This is a genomic window from Psychrobacter sp. BF1 (genome assembly GCF_019279065.1).
Taxonomy (GTDB): Bacteria; Pseudomonadota; Gammaproteobacteria; order Pseudomonadales; family Moraxellaceae; genus Psychrobacter; species Psychrobacter urativorans.
The window spans coordinates 192,853-216,930 of the sequence record NZ_JAGYWV010000002.1 but is presented as its reverse complement, the minus strand read 5'-3'; the positions used below and the strand labels follow the sequence as shown (position 1 = coordinate 216,930).

The window sequence follows — 24,078 nt, the reverse complement described above, 5'->3', positions numbered from 1 at the left end:
GATGAATTCAAAGCATCCCAACCTCCCACAATCGGCTACTCAAAATAATAGTGCTATTCAAGATCCTGTTTTTTATCAAGTAAAAGGCTTCACCTTAGTAGAGTTAATGATTGCTCTAGTATTAGGTTTGTTAGTCTCTGCTGCGGCGTTACAACTATTTTATACCAGCTCAGCTAATAGCCGCCGTCAACAAGCCAGCTCACAGATTCAAGACAATGCTATTTTTGGTTTTTCTCAAATTCAGCAACATCTAAGACGTACTAACTACGGTGCCAAAGCCACGATTGCTTATGATGAGTTTTTTATGAATCACTTGACGCCACAGGGAGGGGTTGTACTTACCACGCCTGTTGCTACTGGTACACCAGTCAGTTGGTTACAAGGTAATTTATCTGGCTTAGTATTGAATAATGCCGCTATTCCGGCAGCTTTATTAACTAGCAATGCGTCTGGCAATAGTATAAGTAACTTAAAAGGTACTACGGTTGCCAACAGTGATCAACTAACGATTCAATATCGATCAGATAGACAGAATGCTTTTGACTGTGAGGGCGATACGATACCGGCAGGGTTTTATGTAATCGAGCGCTATTTTGTACGAATGGATAATACTGTCACGCCGGCCGCTCCGGGACTAGCCTGTGCCTCAGCTATCTATGACTATAATGAGACTGTTGCGGGTAGCGTAACAGGTATTGATATAGCCCGTTATACGGCACCCGCTATACCGGCTGTAACTACCACACCCGCTGTGCCTGCTAAAGTGAGAAACAATAATTTAGCCGGAAATGGCACCATCATTATACCCAACGTTGATTATTTTAGAGCAACGCTTGGCATATCATCGAGTAGAGATTTTGCTACGGATCCTGAAAGTTTAGACATTGCTTATGTGGCTATTCCTGCAGCAGCGGATCTTGCGTCATTGCTTGATACTAGACGTATTGTCAGCTTACAGATTGGGGTGTTAGCGCGATCAGATAATCCAACAGCGAGTGCGCAAGCCAATAGTCAGTTGAGATTCACAATTTTAGATAAGGTAGATGCTGAGCTTAGTACGGCGGCTGCAGCTGGCCCAACATATTTACGTAATGTTTACCAAAGCACCATCTTATTACGTAATGCTAGAGGAGGTTTATGATGAATCCTAAGGCTACAAACCCTCCTAAAGTATCAACGAGCTTAGATACTCAAGCTGGTGCAGTATTGATCGTGGTACTGCTAGTGTTGATTTTAATTACCATAGTAGGAGCAGTTGCTGTTAGACAAAGCACTACGGATCTTAAAGTGGCTACTGCTGATCAAGTAAATAAACTATTGTTTCAGGCTAATGATGCGGCCTTGTTAAAAGTTGAAAAAGAAGATCGTATCTCAAGTGCTAATAACCGCGAAAAAAACGATACTTTAAAGGGTTATATATCCAGTAGCGAGCGCGAGGGTCATAAGATTAGTTTTTGTGTTAGACCGCGTAGTACTGAGCTATTTAATATCCTCAAGATTAGTGAGATTGATCAAAACAATGCCTTACTGACTAATAAAAATAATGGTTATTGCAACCCTAATGATAGCGATGATTATGTCAGTGAAGGTCGAGTCATTACCCAAATGACCTTTGTACGATCTGGAACCCAAGGTGTTTTTTCTGCAGAAGGATCTGGTACCTCGTCCGACAATGTTGAACCAGCAACTACAGGAGTAAATGCCGCTATTGGCTGTACTACCTTTGTCGGTTACGTCACCTCAGTCATACCAGCGCTATCTAGCGCGCCATTAGGTAGTCCCAGTAGTAATAATACTACCTCTATTTCTGGCTGTTTTAAACAGTTGCGTACCGGTAATAACACTGTAGATAGTTGTTTGGCTGCATTGAGCGTGCCGTATCAAACTCAGCAGCAGACTTATATCAATCAGCCTGTTGGGGTTAAGTGTGTCTCTGGAAGCTAAAAGGTTATTAAAGGCATCGGTTTCAGTATCTAGCGCAATGTCACCTCAGAGATAGCAAATTATTTATAACAGCGATAAATATATATGGGCGATTATTATGAAAGTCTCAGCAAAACTCAAAGATAACCCATCTCATCTTATTAGAAGAGGCTGGGGTATAAGACTACTATCAGCAGCAGTCTTAGGGTGTATGGCGAGCAGCGCTGGCCACACCTCCGATTTAGAGATATACCAAGGTGCGACTTTTGGTAATGCCACTATTATGATGATGCTCGATAACTCAGGTAGTATGAATAATAATAGTATTGAAGCAGATTACCCACTGGTGAGTTTGCAAGATGCTATCAGGAACGAAACTATTGTTTCCTATATCTATGACGATGATGGAGTAATAACCAACGATAGCGTCAGTTATAGTGTGAGCTATAGGTATGATGCCAATTTAAAAAAATACTATAGTCGTATGGGACGTCTAAAAAATGCACTGATACCTATGTTTGCTAACCCCAAAAGTAACGATGCTTTTGGTAGTAGTGCCGATCTGAGTAAATACAAAATAGGACTAGGTAACTTTTATCTAGGTCATTTTGAGATTCAAGGAGGCCAAATACTGGCACCAGCTTTAAATTTGACTTTGCAACATCGAAAAAGATTAATTGAAGACATTAAGAACCTGCAGCCAAACATCAATGGAACCCCTACTGCTAACGCTTATGCTGAAGCAGGTGCTTATATGTTAGGGACCAATACCTTAACCAGCAGTCAGACCACTCGTTATCTAGAGGTTGGCTATTCAGAACTTAGCAATGGTAAGCATGACCTATATAAATGTACTAAGAATGAAACCAGCTTTTCCACTCATAATAATTATAAATATTATCCATGTAATAACGAAAGAAAAGTGCAAGATAACGCTAGTTCTCTAAATTTAGCACTGCTAAATAATTTTAATTCTGGCTTTACTAATCTCAAAACAACTCGCTATCTCAGAGCTATTACTAAAGATTGGAGTAAGAGTAATTCAAGGAAAACGCCGAGTGGTTTTGATTTGTCGGTCAATGATACTAAGGTTCAGCCAAATAAGTTGACCTACCGCTCACCTCTTAGTGGGGTGCCTGCCCAATGTGATGGTTATGGGGTATACTTTTTGACTGATGGTGAACCCAACAGAGCTTATGCAGAGACTATCACCTTGATGGAAGCTAGCTTAAGCGGTAGCGCACTGTCTATGGGGGCTTCTTGTGACTCAGGTTTAACTAATATAGGAAGTAGACAAGGGGAGCAATCTGGTTGGCAATGTATTGGTGAGTATTCAAAAGCATTGAATAATAGCAATAATGCTAAAAATACTTCAGTTTTGACGGCGGCGGTAGGCTTTGGCCGAGTGTTTGAAGAGATTGTAGCGCAAGCAAAAATAACAAAATCTATCACTGGGTCCGATGGCACGATTGAGAGAGTACCCGTCTATGATTGTGATAACCCTGCTATTACTAATCAAGACGCCAAGAACTTATGTAAGCTTGGCGAAAAAGGCTACGGTTACGGTGAGGGTGGATTTTATTATACGCAAGAGTCTTTAGAGATTGCCAATAGTGTCAGAAGCTTTATCGAAGATGTTAGTCAGACAGAGATTGAATCATTATCAGCAGGAACGATGTCGGTACCTCTTGATAGCTTAGGAGGTCTCACCTCACGTAAATTCGCTTATCTACCCATACTTGAGCCCGTTCCAAAGTCATCGTTATTATGGAAAGGTAATCTCAAGAAATATAAGGTTAAAGATACTACCTTATTTGGCGCAAATAATAGTTTTGTGTTTGCTAATAGTACGGGGTTATTCGCAAAAAATACTTATGACTTATGGAATACTATCGTCGACGATACTCGCGCTGATACCCTAAAACCTGATTTGGCAAAGCCACAAGTTGGTGGTGCTTTTCAACAAATATTCGACAATGCTACTACGAATGTGGGTAATAGGAACTTGTTCGTTGACGTTGGTAGTAGTCTCGTCAATCCACAAGTGGTTACTGATAATAAACCTGCAAATTTTGCTGCTTTGACCAGCTACACTAATCCGCAAAAACTAACTTTGCTCAATTTTATGGGCTATAGCGAGCCTGCAACTACTACAGTAACTGATAATACTGCCTTAACCTCTACCCATGATAAAGGGCTAAAAAACATGGGTGGTGTGTTGCATTCTATCCCGCAGCTGATCACCAAAAAAGTAGCCATTGACGCTATGGGTAGGTTCGATACTAGTAACCGTAAAGATTACATTATTTATGGCTCTATGGATGGTGCCTTGCACATGCTCGATGATAGTACCGGTAAAGAGGCTTTTACTTTTGTACCGAAACAAATTCTCGATTTGCAGCCTAAAGCACTCAGTGGCAATGGTTCTGCTGCAGATGGCAGTTACCCTTATGGAGTCGATGCCCCTTGGCTCACTTATGCTTCTTATACTACCAAAGCCACCACCACAGGTACTGGTGATACGGCAACAACGGTCAACACTTATGAAGCCGATCAAAGCTTTGCGTTAGGCGGTCTGCGCATGGGTGGCTCTATGTATTATGCTCTGGATGTCTCAGATGTTGACAGCCCTGAGATTATCTACGGGGTTGGCTCTAATTATGCCAATCAATTACAAAATAATAGTCTAACTCTAGCTGGTACTAAAAATAACGTTACTGGCAGCAGCACAGCAGAACAAAAAGCTTTGGCCAGCATGGGTCAGTCATGGGGTAAGCCGAGCCTAGGTTATGTAAAAAGTGGTGGTAAACGAGTGATGGTTAGCCTGTTACCTGGGGGTTACGATAGCTGTTATGAAGATCCAAATTTCAAATTAAATACTAGCTACCCGAATAACGCTCAATGTCATAATAAAGCAGCGGCCCAAGGTAATGGCGTTTATATGTTACAAGTGGGTGAAGCCAAAACTAAAACCAATAATGAGGAAACCATAGACACCGCCGTAAATAATGGCGCTTTACTTTGGTGGGCAAGCAATAGTGGCAGTAATAGTAACAGTACTACTCGTTCTGCTTCTATGCAGTATTCAAAAGCGCCAGACCTTAAGCATAGTATTGTTACGCAGATCAGAGCTATGGATCGTAACTACGATGGTCTTATAGATCATATCTACTTCGCAGATTTAGGCGGTCAAGTTTGGCGCACTGATATTAATAATAATGCCGACACTGATAACTTTAAGGTAGATAGAGTAGTCAAAGTGTTAGACGTTAGCGATCAAGTTGCGACTGGCGATGCACCACCACGTATTTATGAGCGTCCGCTGGTAACCTTTTATAATGGCAAGTATAGCTATGTAGATGCTGCTGGTATACCAGGCAGCGCTAATGGTGTACATGCTATGGTGACAGTAGGAACAGGGGATCGCAGTAATCCGGTAACGGCAACCAGAAATATCCCCGATGCGCTATACAACATTATCGATAAGGATGTTGCCCGTAGTGACTTATTTTATTATGGCACCGCTACAACGCCGACGATGAATTTACGTACACCTGTGAATAAGGTAGCAGGTATCAGCAATAGAAACGATAAACTACAAAAGCTGACTTTTTCTGCCGCAGATATAGCTACCTCAGGTATTAAAGAAGGAATGCAGAGTGGTGCTATACAAGGCTGGTACATGCCATTCACAGCTTGGTTAAATGAGACGCCACAAACTACTGGACCCTACAAAATAAAAATGTTCAATGAGCCAGATGCATTAGCTGGGATATTAGTATCCTCTTCCTATAACCCTGACGAAGGGCAAGAAGTTCAGGCTTGTAGCGCTGGTGTCAAAGGTGAGACGCAACGCGAACGTACTTGCTTACCTTATGGTACTTGCTTAGATGGTGCGGGTAACGGGATATTGACTGCACGCTCTACTTTTAATGCTGGTTCAGGAATTGTTGATAATATTATCAGTCAGTTCAATGATACTAGTACTTTTAGTAGCTTAGTTAACCGCTGTGAAGGTGATGATTGCCAGCCTAAAGTTATCTGCCCGAGTGGTGATTGCAAACCTGCACCGCCTACTTGTACAGGCCCTACTTGCGGTCCTCTCGATGGTTTTAATACTGATAAACGTATCAACCCACTAAGCTGGATTGAGCATTGATATGTCTAAATGGTTAAATGATAGAACCCTGCAACAATCAGGATTTACTCTTATAGAACTAATGGTCGTCGTGGCCATTATCGCAATTTTGGCGACTATCGCCATACCAAGCTATCGCGTGTATGTGATTCGCAATGCAGAGTCTGATGCGCAGCGCAAAATGCTAGCGCTAACCAATGAGCTGGAACAATGGCGAGCCAAGGCCCTGACTTATAAAGGCTTTAAGCCTGATACTATTGCAGATAGTACAGGAGCTATTAACTGGCCCGCTACTAACCCAAGTTATATTATCCAACTAGGCCATGTCACTGGACCGGCGACATTTAGTACTTTACATCAAGGTAATGCGCGCGCTAATGACTGGGTGATAATGGCTACGCCTATCACTATGACTAGTGCAAGCAATTTTAAGATAACTAGCCAAGGGTTACGCTGCGCTAATAAGTTGAGCTTTACTATTACTGCTGCAGGTTGTGGAGCAGGAGCGACAACATGGTGACATCATTACCAACAACCGCCTATAAAGCAGGCAGTAATAGTGAACCTAACGGCTTTACTCTTATAGAGCTGATGATAGTTGTTGCGGTTATAGGCGTACTTGCAACCATCGCTTATCCTAGCTATCAAGGTTATGCACAGAGTACCAATCGTGCAGACATGATGAGCGAGATGCAACAAATTGCTCTGCGTATAGAGTCTAATAAAATCAACTATCGACGTTATGACAGAATACCGTTGGTTACTATCATGTCAACGGTACCTGCTGCTAATGGTAGTGTGCGCTTTCCGAGATCTGCTACAGCATTATATACGGTGACGGTCACTCCGAATGATGTTACTACTCTGTCTAGCAGGGATTGGACGATAACGGCAGTCCCTATAGTCACTCAACGTATGGCTACTGACGGTACTCTAACTCTGGATAATGCTGGAGAAAAATGCCGAGGTTCTGTCTGTGGCCTGAGTGATGAGTGGCGTTAAAACTCTAGAGACAGTCCTTATAGGTTATTCGATAACCATAAGACCGTATTGCCGAACATTGTCAGTATCAAGGTTTGTATTTAAGTAAAGCAAAGCTAAAATCTGACAAAAAGCGTCAGGTTTAGGTATCTTCTGCAATCGAGTCACTTAAAAGTGACAAATTTTAGTAACAATATAGCAACATATAGTTTTAGCTAATACTTACTAGGGTTGACTTAATAATCTAAAAAAAGTGACTATCGCTAATGAAAGGTTATTTAAAGACTATAAGCTGTTATTTTTCCTCTACTAAACCATGAGCTAAGCCGTTAATAAGTAAGCCCCTAGATGTATTCTAGATAAAAAGAGTTGGCACACTACCTGCAATAATTATGATAAGACAGACAGTAGGCTCAATAGTTCACTAGGACTGTCATTCATTTTATAAAAGGTGGTAAGTAATCTAACTTACTAGCCATCCAATCATCTTAAAGGACATGCTTATGAACGCTCAAAAAGGTTTTACCTTAATCGAACTAATGATCGTTATTGCCATTATCGGTATCTTGGCTGCGATCGCTATTCCACAGTATGGCAACTACACCTCACGCACTCGTGCAGCAGCTGCAGCTGCAGAGCTTGCTTCAGTCAAGTCAGCCGTTAACGAATGTATCGCTTTTACTGGTACTCTTGATGAGTGCGACTCTGGCGAAGAAGGTATCCCAGCTACTACTGATTTTACTGCCACTAGAAACGTTACTTTAGCACCTACGGTAACTGACGGTGTCATCACAGCAACTACTGGTGCAACAGATGCTGCAGGTAATGATTTAACTTATGAGAATATGCCTACGCTTGCTGCTGATGCTGCAAATATGATTTGGTTGCAGTCTGGTTCAGTTTGTAATGCTACTCGCGGCTTTAAGTCAGGTACTGGTGATTGCGCATAATCTTATAACTTAGATATCTTCAATTAATAAAAAAGCCAAACATCATGTTTGGCCTTTTTGTATCTACTGAGCGAACATTAAAGAGTGACACAATATCCTCTATAACAAAGACTATAAGTGATTGTAGGAGACATAATGAAAGCCACTACCCAAACAGGCTTTACTTTAATCGAGTTAATGGTTGTTATTGCAATTATCGGTATTCTAACGGCGATCGCTATGCCGCATTACAGTAATTATACCTCACGTATTCGTGCTACAGCAGCAGCTGCAGAACTTGCTTCAATAAAATTAGCCGTCAATGAATGTATCGCTCTTACTAGTGTAATTGTCGGTTGTAACGCTGGAACCAATGCTATCCCAACTATTGCTGCGTTTACTGTGACTGATAACGTTACGGCATTAACCTCTGTAGTGGATGGAGTGATTACTGCGACTACTGGCGCAACGGACATTACAGGCACCGGTTTAATCTATATGAATACGCCGACTGTAGTCAACGCTTCTATTATGATCTGGACCAATACTGGTACAACATGTAATTCTGCCCGCGGCTTTAAGTCAGGTACTGGTAATTGCTCATAATCTGGTGTTTAGGTATCGTAATGTAAAGGCGGCACTTTATGTTTAGTTTTTCCTAAGCAGTAGGTTATAGCATCAGCAGTGTGAAACCATTGTATAAATACGGGTTGTAGGAAAGAGTCATTTTATGGGCATAAAAGATTACTAGAAAAGCAATACATCTATAATAAGATTAAAATAACACTCTGCACTGGCTTTTATAGGCTATCACTTACTGTACTCGTTAGCCTTCAGAGGCTTTACTAATCCTAGTCTCTGTTTCGTAACTCAACCCTGTTTATCGCGCTACTAGTATTTTACCAATAGTTCTAATTATGATCGCTCTAAAATTATCTTCAATAGTGTAAACTTAGTGTACCAATAATAGTCACGCTGGCGAGTGGTTGTATGCAAAGAAAAGTCTTAGGAATATGTCTAGCCATTGCACTGCTTGAAGGCTTTGCTGGTCTCGGTATTGAGATATATGCGATTAGAATATCAGCGACTTATATCGGCTCATCTATCTCTATCACTGGTGTGATCTTGGCTATGGTGTTGATTGCGATAGCCGTTGGTTATTGGTACGGCGGGCGTTTATCACAAGATATCAAGACGCCGAGGCAAGCCTTATTAAAAGCGGGTCATGTATTGTCACTGTCCGCCATCTCTCATGCTATTGCGTGTATAGTTCAATTGCCTTTATTAGCGGCTATGACTTTAAGTACTAGCAATCCTATTATAGCGGCTATGGGCGTAGGTTTATTGTTCGGCATCGGCCTAGCTTTTGGCTCAACCACCATTCCTCTGATTACCCAATTCTTAACTTTAAAATATCCAAATAGTGATGGCGTCGATGCGGGTAAAAATGCTGGCATGATGGTAGCCATTACTACAGTTGGGAGCGTACTAGGCTCAACGCTAACGCCAATTTTATTATTGCCTTATATCGGTCTTATGAGCAGCTTGGCATTATTTATAACGGCACTAGCGCTAAGTGCTTATTTATGTACTAAGCTGGCTGTACAACTCTATAGTGATGATTATGCTAGTCAGCTGGCACCTAGGCAGAACTATCTTCTAGCGATATCAGCCGTTGTATTAACCGTCGCTTTTATATTTCTTAGCAAGGTAGATACTGGCTATCAGACCTCAACCGGGGCTTGGTTTATTAAACAGATCATTTATGAAGATAAGATAGCTGTCACTATTACCGATAAACCAGGACAATCAACCAGTAGCTGCTGGATCTATTTAACTAAGAAGAATTGTCATTGGTATGGCGAGATTACGGTAGCAGCTATCGAGCAAACTGCGCCTAGTACTTTAGTGTTCTTAGGCGGTGCAGGCATGGGAACGCCAAGTGAAGTTGCCCATCATAATCCTAAGATGGCGCTTACGGTTATTGATATCGATAAGGATTTGCCAGACATTATCGAAGAGCATTTTTTAAAAGCACCAATAGCAGACAATATTGAATTCATCGGCGATGATGCTCGCGGCTATTTGACTCGTAATAGCGATGCTCGTTATGATTTTATGCTCATCGACGCCTTTCAAGGTCGTTATGTGGCTAGCAATCTATACACCTTAGAAGCACTTAGCCAATTTAAAGAAAACAGTAAATATATCATGGCAAATATTATAGGGCAGCCGAATAGAGCGCATGGTTATACCCAAACCCTGTTTAGAAACTGGTATGAGGTGTTTGGGGATAGCGCTTATGTTCTAACTAAAAATGATAGCCCCAATCTACAAAATATTATGCTATGTAATTTTGCCTGTCCTGGTAGCCAAAGGCTGGGGCGAGTTGACTATTTTAATAGGCGTCAAAAGGTGCATACGGATGACTTGCCAAGGCTGGATAGATACTATTATCGATCTATTGAGATGAGCTAGGAAATAATAAACAATGGTGTCGTGTTCAACCATATCAATGAAAGCGCTGGTCTAAAAGACCCAGCCTACGGCAAGTCTATCTTGTCAATTAAGGCTACTTATACATATTGATTGATAGTAAGTATCGTATTTTAAAGTACAAAAATAAAGCTAAATAATATCGTATAGGCTGCCGCTTTAGCTCCGAAAACCCTTATGTAAAATCATAATTTTGCATAGTAGAAAATCACTTATAAGCTGAATGATAAGCTGTACCCTATTAAAAGACATAAAAAAAGCTGGGTTAAAAAACCCAGCTTACGGTCTAAAATTTTGCTGCAACTACTTCTCTAGATATTGAATCTTACCTTCAACACCATCCCACTTTTCGGCTTCTGGTAGTCCGGGAGTCATCTCAGTAATATTTGGCCACTTCTGTGCCAGCTCCGCATTGAGTTCAGTAAACATCTCCTGACCTTTAGGAACTTCATCTTCTGAAAATATAGCATTAGCTGGGCATTCTGGCTCGCATAAGGCGCAGTCGATGCACTCATCAGGATCGATGACGAGGAAGTTCGGTCCTTCATAAAAGCAGTCCACCGGACAAACTTCCACGCAGTCGGTGTATTTGCAAAGGATGCAGTTATCTGTAACGACAAAGGTCATGGTGTTGGCTACCTGTTATTGGTTCGGCTGAGTGCTGAATAGAGTGAAGAAAATTCACATAAAAATAAAACGTATTTTAGCGCTTTTACGCCACTTTAACAATTCCCTTTAACATCTAATGAGTTGCTTAAGCTTATAAAGTAAGTCGTGAGCTTGTTTGGGTGTTAAAGCGTCAGGATCAGTATTATCCAAAGTGCTATGCAATGCAAGTAGCTGATTATATTGATTATTAGTATCATCTAAAACAGCCTGCTGTGGGGTGTGGCTAGCTGTTTTTTGTTCGCTAAGCGCATAACTCTGCCGGCTTTGGTCATTTAGTGAATTAGCTAAGTCGTTTTTGTTATCAGCCGTCGCAACATTGATAGCTGCTTTATGGGTTAATTTGTCAGTTGATTTATCGCTGTTATCAGTAACGGTTAAATTATCAACTAAATAGCGTTTAGCATCGGCCAGTACTTCTGCTGGAATACCCGCCATTTTGGCGACATGGAGCCCAAAGCTGGAACTGGCTGCCCCATCTCGGATTTGGTGTAATAGTAACAGTTGACCATCGACGTCACTAGCAGCGACGTGGACATTGCGAATACCGTTAGCTTGATCATTATAGCTAAGGTCAGCCAACTGGGTTAGCTCAAAGTAATGAGTAGCGAATAGCGTTAAGCAGCCTATAGCCAACAGCTTATTGACGCAAGCATGAGCAATGGCTAGACCATCGGTAGTGGCGGTTCCACGTCCGACTTCATCCATCAGTACTAAGGATTTATTAGTAGCTTGATTGAGGATATTAGCGGTTTCTATCATCTCTACCATAAAGGTAGATTTGCCACCAGCTAAGTCGTCAGCCGAGCCAATACGAGTAAAAATACGATCAATATCACCAATACGAGCGCTCGCTGCTGGTACAAAGCTACCGCAATGAGCGAGCAGCACTATCAGTGCCGTTTGGCGCATATAAGTTGATTTGCCGCCCATATTAGGGCCAGTAATCAGCAATAGCCGTTCAGTATGTCCATTATCATTATTGCTGGGGCTGCCAAGTCGACAGTCATTAGCTACAAAGCTACTGCTAAACTTTGTATCAATACTATTGAGACTAGTACTAGTTGGATTGAGCGCTGCTTCGACTACTAAGTGGCGACCAGCAACGATATCAATACTGGTTTGGCTACTGCTACTGCTACTGCTATTGTAGTTGCTGTTAGTTTGGCTATGAAGCTGGTGTTGGCTTATTGCTTGCTGATCAAAATTAATTTGGTTTTGCTGATTGCTAGTTGTGCTGTTTTTAAGAGCTACTGACTTATCTAAAGAGTCGTTAGTCATCAGCGGACGTTGCCAGTTATAAGTACAAGCCAGTTGTGCCCAATTGGTTAACACATCCAGTTGGGCAAGAGCAGCACTTAACTGCTGTAGTGGTGCTAGATTAGTGTTTAAAGTAATCAGCAGCTGCTGATAAAGCTCCTTTTCTCGAGCTAGCGCTAAGGTTTGCGCCTCTAGATACTCAGTTTCGACCTCTTTAAGTTCATCAGTAATGAAACGCTCGCTATTCTTTAGCGTTTGCCGACGAATAAAGTGAGCAGGTGCATGCTGAGCTTGCATTTTTGGCAGTTCAAAATAAAAACCACTGACTCTATTAAAACCAACTTTTAAGCTAGTCAATTGATGAGATTGACGCTGTTGCTCGACCATCTCATCAAGAGTAGTCTGAATATTATCATGCAGATGGCTTAAGCGATCAAATTCCTCATCAAAACCTATTGCCAACATACCCCCATCACGAATATGAGCAGGTGGCTCAACGAGGATAGCGCGCTCAATCAGATCTGCAGTCTGTTGCAGGACTGGCAGCTGTGCAGGCAGTTGCTGAATTAGGCTAGTTAATAGGCAGCTGTGTCGACTAGTAGACTCAGGGTTTAGCTCAATAGTACTAAGTAGCACGCTCAACGGCTCACAATTAGCAATGCCATCAGCCAGCTTGCGTAAGTCTCGTGGTTTCGCACTCATCAAGGCGATACGACTACTGATGCGCTCAATATCACCGATACTGTTTAAAGTTTGCCGCAGGTTTTGTACCAAAGACGGAGCCGCTTTACCCCTAATATTCGACGGCTTATCGTTGCTCAAAGCCTGTTGGTTTTTTAGCAAGCTAGTAATAGCTTCTAAACGCTGATTGATCCGGCTATGTTGCCGCAATGGACGTTGCATTTGTTGGACTAATAGACGTCGACCCATTGGGGTTTTACAGTGATTGACTACTGATATAAGCGAGGTCCCATTGACACTGACTGGGCTAAATAGCTCCAAGTTTTGCTGACTGTTGGCATCGATAATTAAATAGTCATCATGGTGCTCAACAATCAGCTGATTCACTTGTGGCACATGACGTTGCTGAGTCTGTCTAGCATAGTGTATAAGGGCGGCGCAGCTAGTCTGCGATAGCGGCGCATCGAGGATACCTAGCCCATCAAGGCGCTGTACATCGAACTGTTGGCACAGAGTCGTTGCGGCATGATCTCGATAAAAGTCATTAGCCGCCACTTCGATGATTGGACAGTCAAGATGACTGCGTAACCACAGCATCCACTCTTCGCCGACCCTGTCAATTAGGGCTTCACTGACGATACATTCGCTAGGGGCAAAACGAGCTAGCACCGTTAGCATTTGCTGTTGTAAGTCTTTAACGCTATCAGTAGTAGTGCTGATGGTTGATAGTGAGCTTAAGGTTTGGGTAGTTAAGGTTCCTGCGGCTAAGTCCAGCTGACTGATAGCGGCTTGCCATAATCGCTTGCTGCCTGCTTTTGAGGCAGGTGCTGCAATATCAATAGCCACTACAGTAGGTCGATGATTAGGGGCTATCAAAGCGTCATCAGTGATAGTGCCAGCAGTAAGCGTTTTGACTACCTCACGACGCATGATACCAGTAGGTTTATTGGCTGGGTTCGCTGAGTCTGTAGGGCTATCTTTATTAGCGTATTGCGACTGCTGTTTGTTACTTTTAGCACCCATAGTAGGGAGTTGGCTAGGGGCAGATTCGTCGATTTGCTCGCAGACTACTACGGTTTGTCCTGCAGCAATTAGCCTCGCCATATAACTGTCAGCGGCGTGAAATGGCACGCCAGCCATAGCGATAGTATGCCCAGCTTTATCAGTACCACGGCGAGTTAAGGTGATGTCTAGAATTTGCGCAGCACGTTTAGCATCCTCAAAAAACAACTCGTAAAAGTCGCCCATCCGATATAATAATAACGCTTGTGGATAGTTGGCTTTCATCGTCAGATACTGCACCATCATAGGGGTGTGATCGGCCAAGTCATAAATAGTATCACCGATAGTCAAACGCTTAGAGGCTGGGTGGTCTAAGGTATGGTCAGATAGCGAGTCTGATAAAAGTTTTTTTGGGGTAGCGGGTTTAGCAGTCATGCACAGTCTCTTCTATTTCTAATAAGGGTGTTCTAACAAGGTAGATTTGAACATCCTTAGATCGTTTATTTGTTGCTATTGAAAAAATAGTTTTACTAGGTAAGGGCAAGTGTGGAAGTAAATAAGCGACTAAGTAAAGCTGTAAATTGATAATAATAAAAGCTATTTTAACATGCCTAAGTGCTAATTCGCCTCAGCAAATATCTGCTTATTGCCCTTGTATCCAACAGCATCATAACCATATATAATGTCGGCATCCTTAATAGACGGCTAGTCAGGTGATTATCTGGTTAGCCAGTTGACGAATATTAATCAAATAATGATTGTCAGTTACCAACGGTCAAACGGGCAAGTAGCACTAATAATACCAGTAATGATAGTCAAGCAAGCTACCCTGCTAATAATAGTCGAATAACGACAGTGATAATAAAACGGCGGGCTCAGCTTCGACTACTGAACGTTAATCATCAAATATTCTTATAGGTTAAAAATTATGTTATCAAAGATTGTAGGTAGTGTTGTTGGTACGAAGAATGACCGTGAACTAAAGCGCATGCGTCGAGTAGTCACCAAAATTAACGCTCATGAGGCTGCTACACAAGCCTTATCTGATGAACAGCTACAACAGAAAACCGTGGAGTTCAAAGAGCGCTTCAAAAAAGGCGAGAGTTTAGATGCATTACTGCCAGAAGCTTTTGCGGTCTGCCGTGAAGCCTCGTTACGTATCACTGGCATGCGCCATTATGATGTGCAGCTAATCGGTGGTATCACCTTGCATGAAGGCAAGATCGCTGAAATGAAGACCGGTGAAGGTAAAACTTTGATGGCTACTTTAGCCATTTATCTAAATGGTATCAGTGGCAAAGGCGTCCATGTAGTCACAGTCAATGATTATCTAGCCGCTCGTGATGCCGACTTGAACCGTCCTTTATTTAACTTTTTGGGTCTAAAAGTTGGCGTTATCTACTCGCAGCAGCCTGGACAAGAAAAAGTCGACGCCTATCAAGCTGATATCACTTATGGTACGAACAACGAGTATGGCTTCGATTACCTGCGCGATAATATGGTCTTTAGTTTAAAAGACAAAAAGCAACGTCCTTTAAACTATTGTATCATCGATGAGATCGACTCTATCTTAATTGATGAAGCTCGTACGCCGCTGATTATCTCAGGCCAAGCCGAAGACTCATCACGAATGTATGCGCTGATCAATAATATTATTCCGCTATTAGTACGCTCAAAAGATGAAGAGGCCAATAAGAATAATGAAGAAGAAGACTTCTGGATCGATGAAAAGAACCGTCAGATAGAAATCAGCGAAAAAGGCTATGAAAAAATAGAGAGCTTTTTGATCGAAGTCGGTGAGTTAGGTCCTGAAGAAAGTCTCTACAGCCCTAGTCGATTACCCCTATTGGCTCACGTACAAGCTGCTATTCGTGCCCATCATATTTTTGTGAAAAACGTCCACTATATTGTTGATGATGGCGAAGTGGTCATTGTCGATGAAAACACTGGTCGTACTATGCCGGGCCGTCGCTGGTCAGAGGGTCTGCATCAAGCGGTTGAAGCCAAAGAAGGTGTTGAAATCCAAGCTGAGAACCAGACGCTAGCGACTACTACTTTTCAGAACTTTTTCCGTCTCTATGACAAGTTATCGGGCATGACAGGTACTGCTGATACAGAAGCGGCAGAGTTTAAGTCAACTTATGATTTGGATGTAATTGTTATTCCAACTCATATGCCGATTGCACGGGTCGATCTAGATGATCAAATATTTTTGACTAAGCTGGGTAAATACCAAGGTATTATTCGTGAGATAAAAGAGATTCAAGCCAAAGGAGCGCCCGTACTAGTGGGTACTGCCACTATTGAGGCCAGTGAAGAATTATCGTATTTACTCGATCAAGAAGGTGTGAAACATAACGTTCTAAACGCAAAGCAACATGAGCGTGAAGCTGAAATCATTGCACAGGCCGGTAGTCCTAAGGCGGTCACTATCGCAACCAACATGGCCGGTCGTGGTACCGACATTATCTTAGGTGGTAACTGGCAGTCTTTCATTGAAGATCCTGAATCTGTCAGTCCAGAAGAGATGAAACGTCTAAGAGCTCAATGGCAGATTAAGCATGACCAAGTAGTTGCGGCAGGCGGCCTACATATTATCGGTTCTGAGCGTCATGAATCACGTCGCATTGATAACCAATTGCGTGGTCGTGCCGGTCGTCAAGGAGATCCAGGTATGTCACGTTTCTTCCTATCATTAGAAGATGACTTGATGCGTATCTTTGCTGGTGATCGAGTAGTCAACATGATGCGCGCCATGGGTCTAAAAGAGGACGAAGCTATTGAACATAAAATGGTGTCTAAATCTATTGAAAATGCGCAAGGTAAAGTTGAGAGTCGCGATTTTGATGCGCGTAAAAATCTACTAAAATACGATGATGTTGCTAATGACCAGCGTAAAGTCATTTATGGTCAGCGTGATGACCTACTTGCCGAAACAGATCTTTTAGTCGCTATTGAAGTGATGACTAAAGAAGTTTATAACGCTATGATCAATCAGTTTATTCCACCAGGTTCAATCGATGACCAGTGGAATATCGATGGCTTAGAGGATGAGCTTGAAAACGAATTTAAGTTGTATATGCCGATTAACGATTGGTTAGATCAAGATCGTCGTCTGGATGAAGAAGGCTTGCGAGCAAAAATTGTTGAAACTGCGCTGGAGCACTATCATCAACGCCGTGAGCAAATGGGTGAGGAGAGCGCCGCTCAACTTGAGCGTCATTTTATGCTGCAAAGCTTAGATAAGCATTGGAAAGAGCATTTGACTCAAATGGATCAGTTGCGTAAAGGTATTCACTTACGTGGCTATGCGCAAAAGAACCCAGAGCAAGAATACAAGCGTGAATCGTTCGAGCTGTTCCAAATGATGCTCGCCGCTATCAAGTCAGAAACAGTACAAGATCTGTCGCGAGTGCATATTCCTAGCAAAGCAGAGTTAGAGGCACTAGAAGCCCAGCAACGTGCTGATCGTGAGCGTATGCAAATGCAATTCGAGCATACCGATACTAGTGGTATCAATGTCGAGGTTCAACAGTTAGCTGATACTAGCCAAGGTACTCAGCCTGCGCGTAATAACGGTAATATGAGCGTTAATCTTAGTGGTAGTGCTGCTACTGCCAATAATAATGTAGACAATGCTGAGCCAAACCCTTATAGCCATATGAATGTTAGTCGTAATGCTCCTTGTCCTTGTGGATCAAACCTTAAGTATAAACAGTGTCACGGTAAGATTTAGTAGATAGTGCCTTTAGCATCATAAGTTAACAAGGTTACTGCTGATTATATAGTGTCCATTGCTAATAATAGTGATGGGCATTTTTTTGTTTAGCGAGTGGGCAATCTACTGTATAGTTATTTGGGGCGTGTTAAACAATCATTGCTTACAAATTGCAAGTAGGCGTTAATAGTTGGACACGCTATAGTATTTAGCCTATCAATGTAGGAGTAGGATATGAATTTAGCATCACTAAAAAAAATCCGGTCGTCTGTTGTTACTGCGGGTTTATTAGCTAGTATGATCAGCATTAGCGCTTGTCAGCAACAGCCAGAACCAGAAGCAAGCTCAGAAAATGATATTAATGCTGAACAGCCAGTACCTATGTCTGCAGATCCTGCAGAGCCAAATGATATAGTAGTGGCGGCTGATGATGCCCCAGAAAGTGAAGTAGCAGATGACACTATCGCTTCAGTGAATACTGGCGTTACTCAAATGGTCTATTTATGCTCACCTGAGCTTAAAGTACAAGCAACTTATAAAGATGAAGAAAACTCGGTAGTGCTAGTGACTAATAAAGGGACAGTTAGTTTAGAGCAGACCAACGAAGGTTCTAATCCTGAAGTGTTTGAAGGTGCGACAGCAATGGATGGTACGCAAGGATTTGTACAGTGGCGAGTCGCTCATACCGAACGTGAAACTGGCGTAATACGTACTGCAGGTGCCGATGCATCCAAAGTTGAAACTTACCAGTGTAATAAATCTGGCTAATTACAAGTTTAATAGCTTGTTGAGTTTCTAAGAGTACCTCAATAATTAGCAATAAAAAAGCAACGTAATCGTTGCTTTTTTATTGGCATTTTTTAGGATCAAGGGTTACAACTAGGGCTATCCTAGAATTCAAAGCTTGTAGCTAAAAATATAGATCATAGGAGTAAATACTGGTGATCTTAACTACTGATGATCTTAACTACTTAGCATCGTGACTACTTAGTAAGAGGGGTATTGTTATGATCCAAGAACCCTTCTTCACGGACATCAAGCTCTTCATGTTTCAATTCAATAGCTATATTATCGACATGAGTATGAACACTCTTGCTAATAGCAACTTCCTGAATGGCATAAGTTTCTTTGGTGATAGTAGCCACTTGACGAGAGATGATAATTTCAATAGGAGCATCACCGATGCTGACTTGCTTATCATTTATCGTTATCACGGCATTACTAGCTAATGAAGGCTCGACATGGCGTAAGATGTCTTTATCGTCGTAGCTGCCTGATAACAGATCTTGACTCTCAGCGTCATGATACTCAGTTTGCACAGTAATATATTCTTCAATCAACTCAATAGGCACTTCAATAGTTTTAGTGCGAGTATGCTTAGTCACAGTGACTCGGCCAATATCTAAGCGCTCTTTATTAACTATTGGACGCTCTTCTAAAAGTTCTAGATAACCATCACCAGTGTTCATAGCCATTTTTGCTTTGTCTGCAGCATAGTCAGGTGCTGGCAGTTTATTATCAGCGCTTCTATCAGTAAGCATAGCGTTGTTATCAGCATCGGTAGGGGATAGAGTAGGATGCTCGTTTAGATTATTATTGATAGTCATTATTCAAATCCTTATGGTTAGTATATTTTTTATAGTCGGTACAGTATCGTTATCAAAGAGCTTTTATTATTAATACCAGTAATGCTATAGATAAAAATTATTAATAGAAAATAAAATAAGCGCTAAGATAAAAATTTTTGTCAAAATTAATGCTATGCATTTGCAAAGATTAAAGTTGCTGAATAACTTAGTTGACCACTCAATTTAGTATAATTATTCATACTAGTATTATTGCAGATATAAATTATTAATAGAAAATAAAATTAGCGCTAAGGTAAAAATCTTTGTCAAAGTTAAAGCTATGCCTTGGTAAAGACTAAAGGTATTGAGCAACTTAGTTGACTACTCAACTTAGCATAGATTACTGCAAAGAATTACATTATGAGTCTGACACAAAAAAAGACCAGAGACAGGCTCTGGCCTTAATTTGCTAAGTAATATAAGTAACAGTACTAACTAATAACTGTACTTAACGGTTAACGGTCTAATAAAATAAATTAGGCAGCTAACCTTTAGCTTATTACATACCACGAGCTCTACGTACATCTTCAGCAGTGATACTATCGTTTTCGTATAATGAACCATTGGCATCAACTACATTACCATCACGATCGATGTTTAACTCTTCACGCTGAATAGTTTCTACGATAGTTTCAGTATGGCTTTGAGTAGTTTTGCCTACATTTACTTCTTCAGTGACGAAAGTTTGCTTAGCAACGTTAGCACGCTCTGCTTCTAACTGTACTTCAACAGTTTCATTACCGTTAGCATCACCAATACGACGATCAGTTGGACGATCTACGTTAGTACGTTCAATATGAGCATGCTCTTCTTCAAGCTCTACTTCTACATTACGTTCTTCAGTAACTACATGCTTACCTACTTTTACTAGACCAGCTACAATACGGTCTTTATTTACTGTTAAACGTTCTTCTAACAGCTCTAAAGTGTTTGGCGCATTGTAAGAGGTATCAGTAATGTCCATACGCTCTTCTGTAGGGATAGTATCAGCAACAAAAGTTTTGCGATCGTTCTCATACTGCTCTTTATAGCTATACTGATAGTCATGGTCGTACTGCTCCATGGCTTCTACTTGTGATTTAGTTAAGCTATCAAAGAATACATCATCACCAACGATACGAGCTAAACCTGCTGGTACTAACACTTCTTTTGAGCTGAACCAACCACCTGCGTCAACGATTAAATAACGGATACGGCCAGTAGTATCTTCTACTAAAGCGCCATCAATTTTACCAATCTTTTCTTCATTAACGCCATAAGCAGTTTTGCCTGTTGGATCGTAGTAATCATCACCAATTAGGTCACGTTGAGTAGCTTGGATATCTTGTAAACGAATTAATTGACTCATTATTTTCTTCCTTTTATATATAAATTATAAGTAAAGTATAAAAACGATTATTAAAATCTTGTCTCAAAACGATAGCGTTAAAAATAATACTAAGTAAAAACACTATTAAATACATTTAATGCTATCAATAGCTAATAACCGAAACTACTGCTTTAGCTATTATTAATATCGCAACAACTCAATGACTTTTTATAAATTTTTAATAGCCATCTCAAATAGCTGCTTTTGCATTAACTTGAACTTGCAATGATAATAGCATTCAGTTTTTTGATGGGATATATGAGCGAGGTAGCAAAGTGTGCATTAGACGTAAATGCGTGTAATAGGCTGTAAACGAAATAACATCGCACTTGTATAAGTTAACGTATTCTTACAGTGTTATAAGACCGTAGCAATTTTTCTTGAGAAATTAAAAAACCGCAACGAATAAACCGCTGCGGTTATTAAAAATATATAAGATAAAGGGGCTTTAAGCTCTACGTAAAAATAGTTATTACAACCACAGTTACTAATTTAAGGCTAAGGCAGTTATGAAAACCTAAAGCAGTTATAAAAAACTGAAGCAGTTATAAAAGGTTATTAAGGCAGTTCGATAGCTACCGCTACTGCTTCGCCGCCGCCGATACATAGAGTAGCTACGCCTTTTTTGCCACCTGTACGCTGTAACGAGTGCATTAAGGTGATCAAGATACGAGCGCCAGAGCACCCTACCGGATGCCCTAAAGCACAAGCACCACCCTCGATATTTACTTTGGCATGGTCAATAGCTAGTTCTTGCATAGTCACCATAGTTACCATAGCAAAAGCTTCATTGATTTCCCAAAGATCGACATCGGCAACCGACCAACCAGCATTGGCTAATACTTTTTCGATAGCGCCGATAGGAGCAATAGTGAATTCACTAGGATGGCGCGAGTTTGAAGCAGTAGCAATGATACGTGCTTGATAGTCTAAGCCTTCAGCTTTAGCTTGTGATTCTCGCATGACCACTACAGCTGCAGCCCCATCTGAGATAGAACTGGCATTAGCTGCAGTAATAGTACCGTCTTTAGAAAAAGCTGGACGCAGAGTAGGAATACGTTCGGCATCTGCTAAAGCCGGCTCTTCATCGGTATCGACTGTCTTTTCACCTTTACGAGTCTTAAAAGTCACCGCAGTGATTTCATTTTTAAAGTGGCCGTCGTTGATAGCCGTTAACGCGCGAGTTAAGGATTCAATGGCAAATTCGTCCATCTGCTCACGGGTATAGCCCTTTTGGTCGGCCATCTCTTGAGCGAATTGACCCATAAGCTTGCCGGTTTCCGCATCTTCTAAACCGTCCAAAAACATATGATCTTTGACTTCTTTGTGACCCATACGGTAGCCACTACGCGCGCCTGGCATAATATAAGGAGCATTAGTCATCGATTCCATACCGCCAGCGACCGCAACATTGAAACTGCCAGCTTTAATGCCATCATGAGCTTGCATCACAGCTTTAAGACCAGAGCCACAAAGCTTATTGATAGTCACAGCACCAGTAGCATCATTGAGACCTGCTTTGCGCATTGCTTGACGAGCAGGACCTTGACCAAGACCAGCAGTCAAAATACAGCCCATAATCACTTCATCAATACTATCGACATTGACTCCAGCACGATCGACCGCTGCTTTGATTGCCGCCGCCCCTAGATCTGTTGCACTGACGTCTTTTAAGGCACCCTGAAAAGCACCCATTGGTGTACGTGCGCCATTAACAATAACAACTGCATCATTCAACATGGTTATTTCCCTTATTTTTACACTTTTATAAATTGATTAGTCTAGTAATGAGCTAGGTTTAAACCTGTTATAACAAGTTTTGACGGCAAATGTTTATTATAGTGCGCACCTGTCGGTCAATATTAAGCCAACTCATCCAAGCGAATACGTATGACTTTACCAGTAGTTGCTTCTAGTTTTTCAATCTTTTCGATAGCCAAATTCATTTGGCTTTCAACTACCGGTAAAGTCAGAATAATAACTGGCACTTGCCCAAGTTTATGCGCAGGTTTCTGCAAAATTGCGTCGATATTGATACCGGCATCACTCAAGATACGAGTAATATCTGCCAATACCCCAGGGTTATCATAAGCGTGCACACGTAGATAGTAGCCAGTAATCATCTGTTCTGCGCGCAATATTGGCGTATCTGATAGTTGATCAGGTATAAAACCTAAATGAGGAACATGATGGCCATGATTAGTTTCACTATGACTACTATCTGCTTCTGAACCTAGTACACGAACTAAATCCATCACGTCAGCCATTACTGCTGAAGCCGTCGCCCCAGCACCGGCACCGTCGCCATAGTACAAAGTTTGTCCAAGCGGATGCGAGTTAACCAATACCGCGTTTTTGACTCCATTAACATTAGCTAATAAAGTATTCTGCGGAATCAAAGTAGGATGAACACGTAGCTCAATACCGGCACTATCTGAATGAGTTTGGTCAGTACCATCACTATTAGCGTTGCCATCACGACGTACTGCAAAGCCTACGTGCTTGATACGATAGCCTAGCTCTTCAGCATAATTGACATCTTGCAAAGTAATATCAGTAATACCTTCACAGTACACTTGGTCAAACTGTAATGGAATACCAAAAGCGATGGAGGCGAGAAGTGCTAGTTTGTGCGCCGCATCGATACCTTCGACATCGAATGTAGGATCCGCTTCGGCATAACCAAGCTCCTGAGCCTCAGCTAGTACTTCAGCGAACGGACGACCCTTGTCACGCATCTCAGTCATGATAAAGTTGCCAGTACCATTAATAATACCCGCCAGCCAGTCAACCTTGTTAGCCGCTAAAGCTTCGCGCATGACTTTGATTATAGGAATGCCACCGGCCACTGCTGCTTCATAAGCTACATGCACATTATTAGCTTCAGCTAAGGCAAATATCTCATTACCATGTTCGGCAAGTAGCGCTTTATTAGCAGTGACTACATGTTTGCCATTTTTGATAGCGTGCAAGATGATGTCTTTGGCAAGAGTAGTACCGCCAATCACTTCGATAACGATATCAACATTATCACTAGCCGCAATAGCCATTAAATCACTATTTTGGGTGATATCAGGATCAATATCATCACGCTGACGACGGGTGCCGACTTCGGTGATAATAATATCACGACCACTGCGACGCTTTAGTTCGTCTAAATTATCGCTGATTAGATTGATGACGCCTGTACCGACAGTACCTAGGCCTAGTATCGCTAGTTTGATGGATTTGCTCACAGTATCCTCAAGAGATTAGATTAATAAAAAGTAATTAAATAGAAATAAGGG

The 24,078-nt window shown here is 41.6% G+C and carries 16 protein-coding genes; 10 read left to right on the top strand and 6 right to left on the bottom strand.

Going from position 1 to position 24,078, the window contains the following annotated elements:
* Position 1: 1 nt before the first annotated feature.
* From KZA12_RS03780 to KZA12_RS03745, 8 genes are all read left to right on the top strand, one after another.
* Positions 2-1,141, top strand: coding sequence for a PilW family protein (locus tag KZA12_RS03780; RefSeq protein WP_218689279.1), 1,140 nt, complete (start codon positions 2-4; stop codon positions 1,139-1,141).
* Complete coding sequence (locus KZA12_RS03775; RefSeq protein ID WP_218689278.1) at positions 1,138-1,944, top strand: PilX N-terminal domain-containing pilus assembly protein; 807 nt, start codon at positions 1,138-1,140, stop codon at positions 1,942-1,944. The genes KZA12_RS03780 and KZA12_RS03775 overlap by 4 nt, the downstream gene beginning before the upstream one ends.
* A 97-nt stretch (positions 1,945-2,041) precedes the next feature.
* Positions 2,042-6,082 carry a hypothetical protein gene (locus tag KZA12_RS03770; protein WP_218689277.1) on the top strand — a complete coding sequence of 1,347 codons (4,041 nt, stop codon included), beginning with the start codon at positions 2,042-2,044 and terminating at the stop codon, positions 6,080-6,082.
* 1 nt (position 6,083) lies between these two features.
* On the top strand, positions 6,084-6,581 hold the full coding sequence (locus KZA12_RS03765) for a type IV pilin protein (protein ID WP_218689276.1): 498 nt from the start codon (positions 6,084-6,086) through the stop codon (positions 6,579-6,581).
* On the top strand, positions 6,575-7,063 hold the full coding sequence (locus KZA12_RS03760) for a type IV pilin protein (RefSeq protein WP_218689275.1): 489 nt from the start codon (positions 6,575-6,577) through the stop codon (positions 7,061-7,063). Before KZA12_RS03765 ends, KZA12_RS03760 begins: the two co-directional genes overlap by 7 nt.
* 482 nt (positions 7,064-7,545) lie before the next feature.
* The gene (locus tag KZA12_RS03755) at positions 7,546-7,992 is read left to right on the top strand and encodes a prepilin-type N-terminal cleavage/methylation domain-containing protein (protein WP_218689274.1); all 447 of its coding nucleotides are present in this window, start codon (positions 7,546-7,548) and stop codon (positions 7,990-7,992) included.
* A gap of 135 nt (positions 7,993-8,127) precedes the next feature.
* A complete protein-coding gene (locus tag KZA12_RS15025; protein ID WP_201621746.1) occupies positions 8,128-8,577 on the top strand; it encodes a prepilin-type N-terminal cleavage/methylation domain-containing protein in 450 nt (149 codons plus the stop codon).
* A 384-nt stretch (positions 8,578-8,961) separates the two neighbouring features.
* Positions 8,962-10,449: a fused MFS/spermidine synthase gene (locus KZA12_RS03745; protein WP_218689273.1), complete on the top strand. Its 1,488-nt coding sequence runs from the start codon at positions 8,962-8,964 to the stop codon at positions 10,447-10,449.
* Between the two features lie 321 nt (positions 10,450-10,770).
* On the opposite strand, the gene fdxA is transcribed toward KZA12_RS03745, so the two are convergent.
* Both fdxA and mutS read right to left on the bottom strand, forming a co-directional pair.
* Positions 10,771-11,094 (bottom strand): ferredoxin FdxA, encoded by a 324-nt coding sequence (fdxA, locus tag KZA12_RS03740; RefSeq protein WP_201621748.1) that lies wholly within the window; start codon positions 11,092-11,094, stop codon positions 10,771-10,773.
* 108 nt (positions 11,095-11,202) lie between these two features.
* Positions 11,203-14,511: a DNA mismatch repair protein MutS gene (gene mutS / locus KZA12_RS03735; protein WP_218689272.1), complete on the bottom strand. Its 3,309-nt coding sequence runs from the start codon at positions 14,509-14,511 to the stop codon at positions 11,203-11,205.
* 493 nt (positions 14,512-15,004) lie between these two features.
* Here mutS and secA point away from each other — a divergent pair, with 493 nt between their 5' ends.
* Both secA and KZA12_RS03725 read left to right on the top strand, forming a co-directional pair.
* On the top strand, positions 15,005-17,812 hold the full coding sequence (secA, locus tag KZA12_RS03730) for a preprotein translocase subunit SecA (RefSeq protein WP_218689271.1): 2,808 nt from the start codon (positions 15,005-15,007) through the stop codon (positions 17,810-17,812).
* Between the two features lie 216 nt (positions 17,813-18,028).
* Positions 18,029-18,562: a hypothetical protein gene (locus tag KZA12_RS03725; protein WP_218689270.1), complete on the top strand. Its 534-nt coding sequence runs from the start codon at positions 18,029-18,031 to the stop codon at positions 18,560-18,562.
* A gap of 215 nt (positions 18,563-18,777) precedes the next feature.
* On the opposite strand, the gene KZA12_RS03720 is transcribed toward KZA12_RS03725, so the two are convergent.
* The 4 genes from KZA12_RS03720 to KZA12_RS03705 form a co-directional block, all read right to left on the bottom strand.
* Complete coding sequence (locus KZA12_RS03720; RefSeq protein WP_218689269.1) at positions 18,778-19,401, bottom strand: YsnF/AvaK domain-containing protein; 624 nt, start codon at positions 19,399-19,401, stop codon at positions 18,778-18,780.
* A 520-nt stretch (positions 19,402-19,921) separates the two neighbouring features.
* Complete coding sequence (locus KZA12_RS03715) at positions 19,922-20,770, bottom strand: DUF2382 domain-containing protein (RefSeq protein WP_216581351.1); 849 nt, start codon at positions 20,768-20,770, stop codon at positions 19,922-19,924.
* Positions 20,771-21,349: 579 nt separating this feature from the next.
* Complete coding sequence (locus tag KZA12_RS03710) at positions 21,350-22,531, bottom strand: acetyl-CoA C-acyltransferase (RefSeq protein WP_373416577.1); 1,182 nt, start codon at positions 22,529-22,531, stop codon at positions 21,350-21,352.
* A 122-nt stretch (positions 22,532-22,653) separates the two neighbouring features.
* Positions 22,654-24,027 carry a homoserine dehydrogenase gene (locus KZA12_RS03705; RefSeq protein WP_201621754.1) on the bottom strand — a complete coding sequence of 458 codons (1,374 nt, stop codon included), beginning with the start codon at positions 24,025-24,027 and terminating at the stop codon, positions 22,654-22,656.
* Positions 24,028-24,078: the final 51 nt, after the last annotated feature.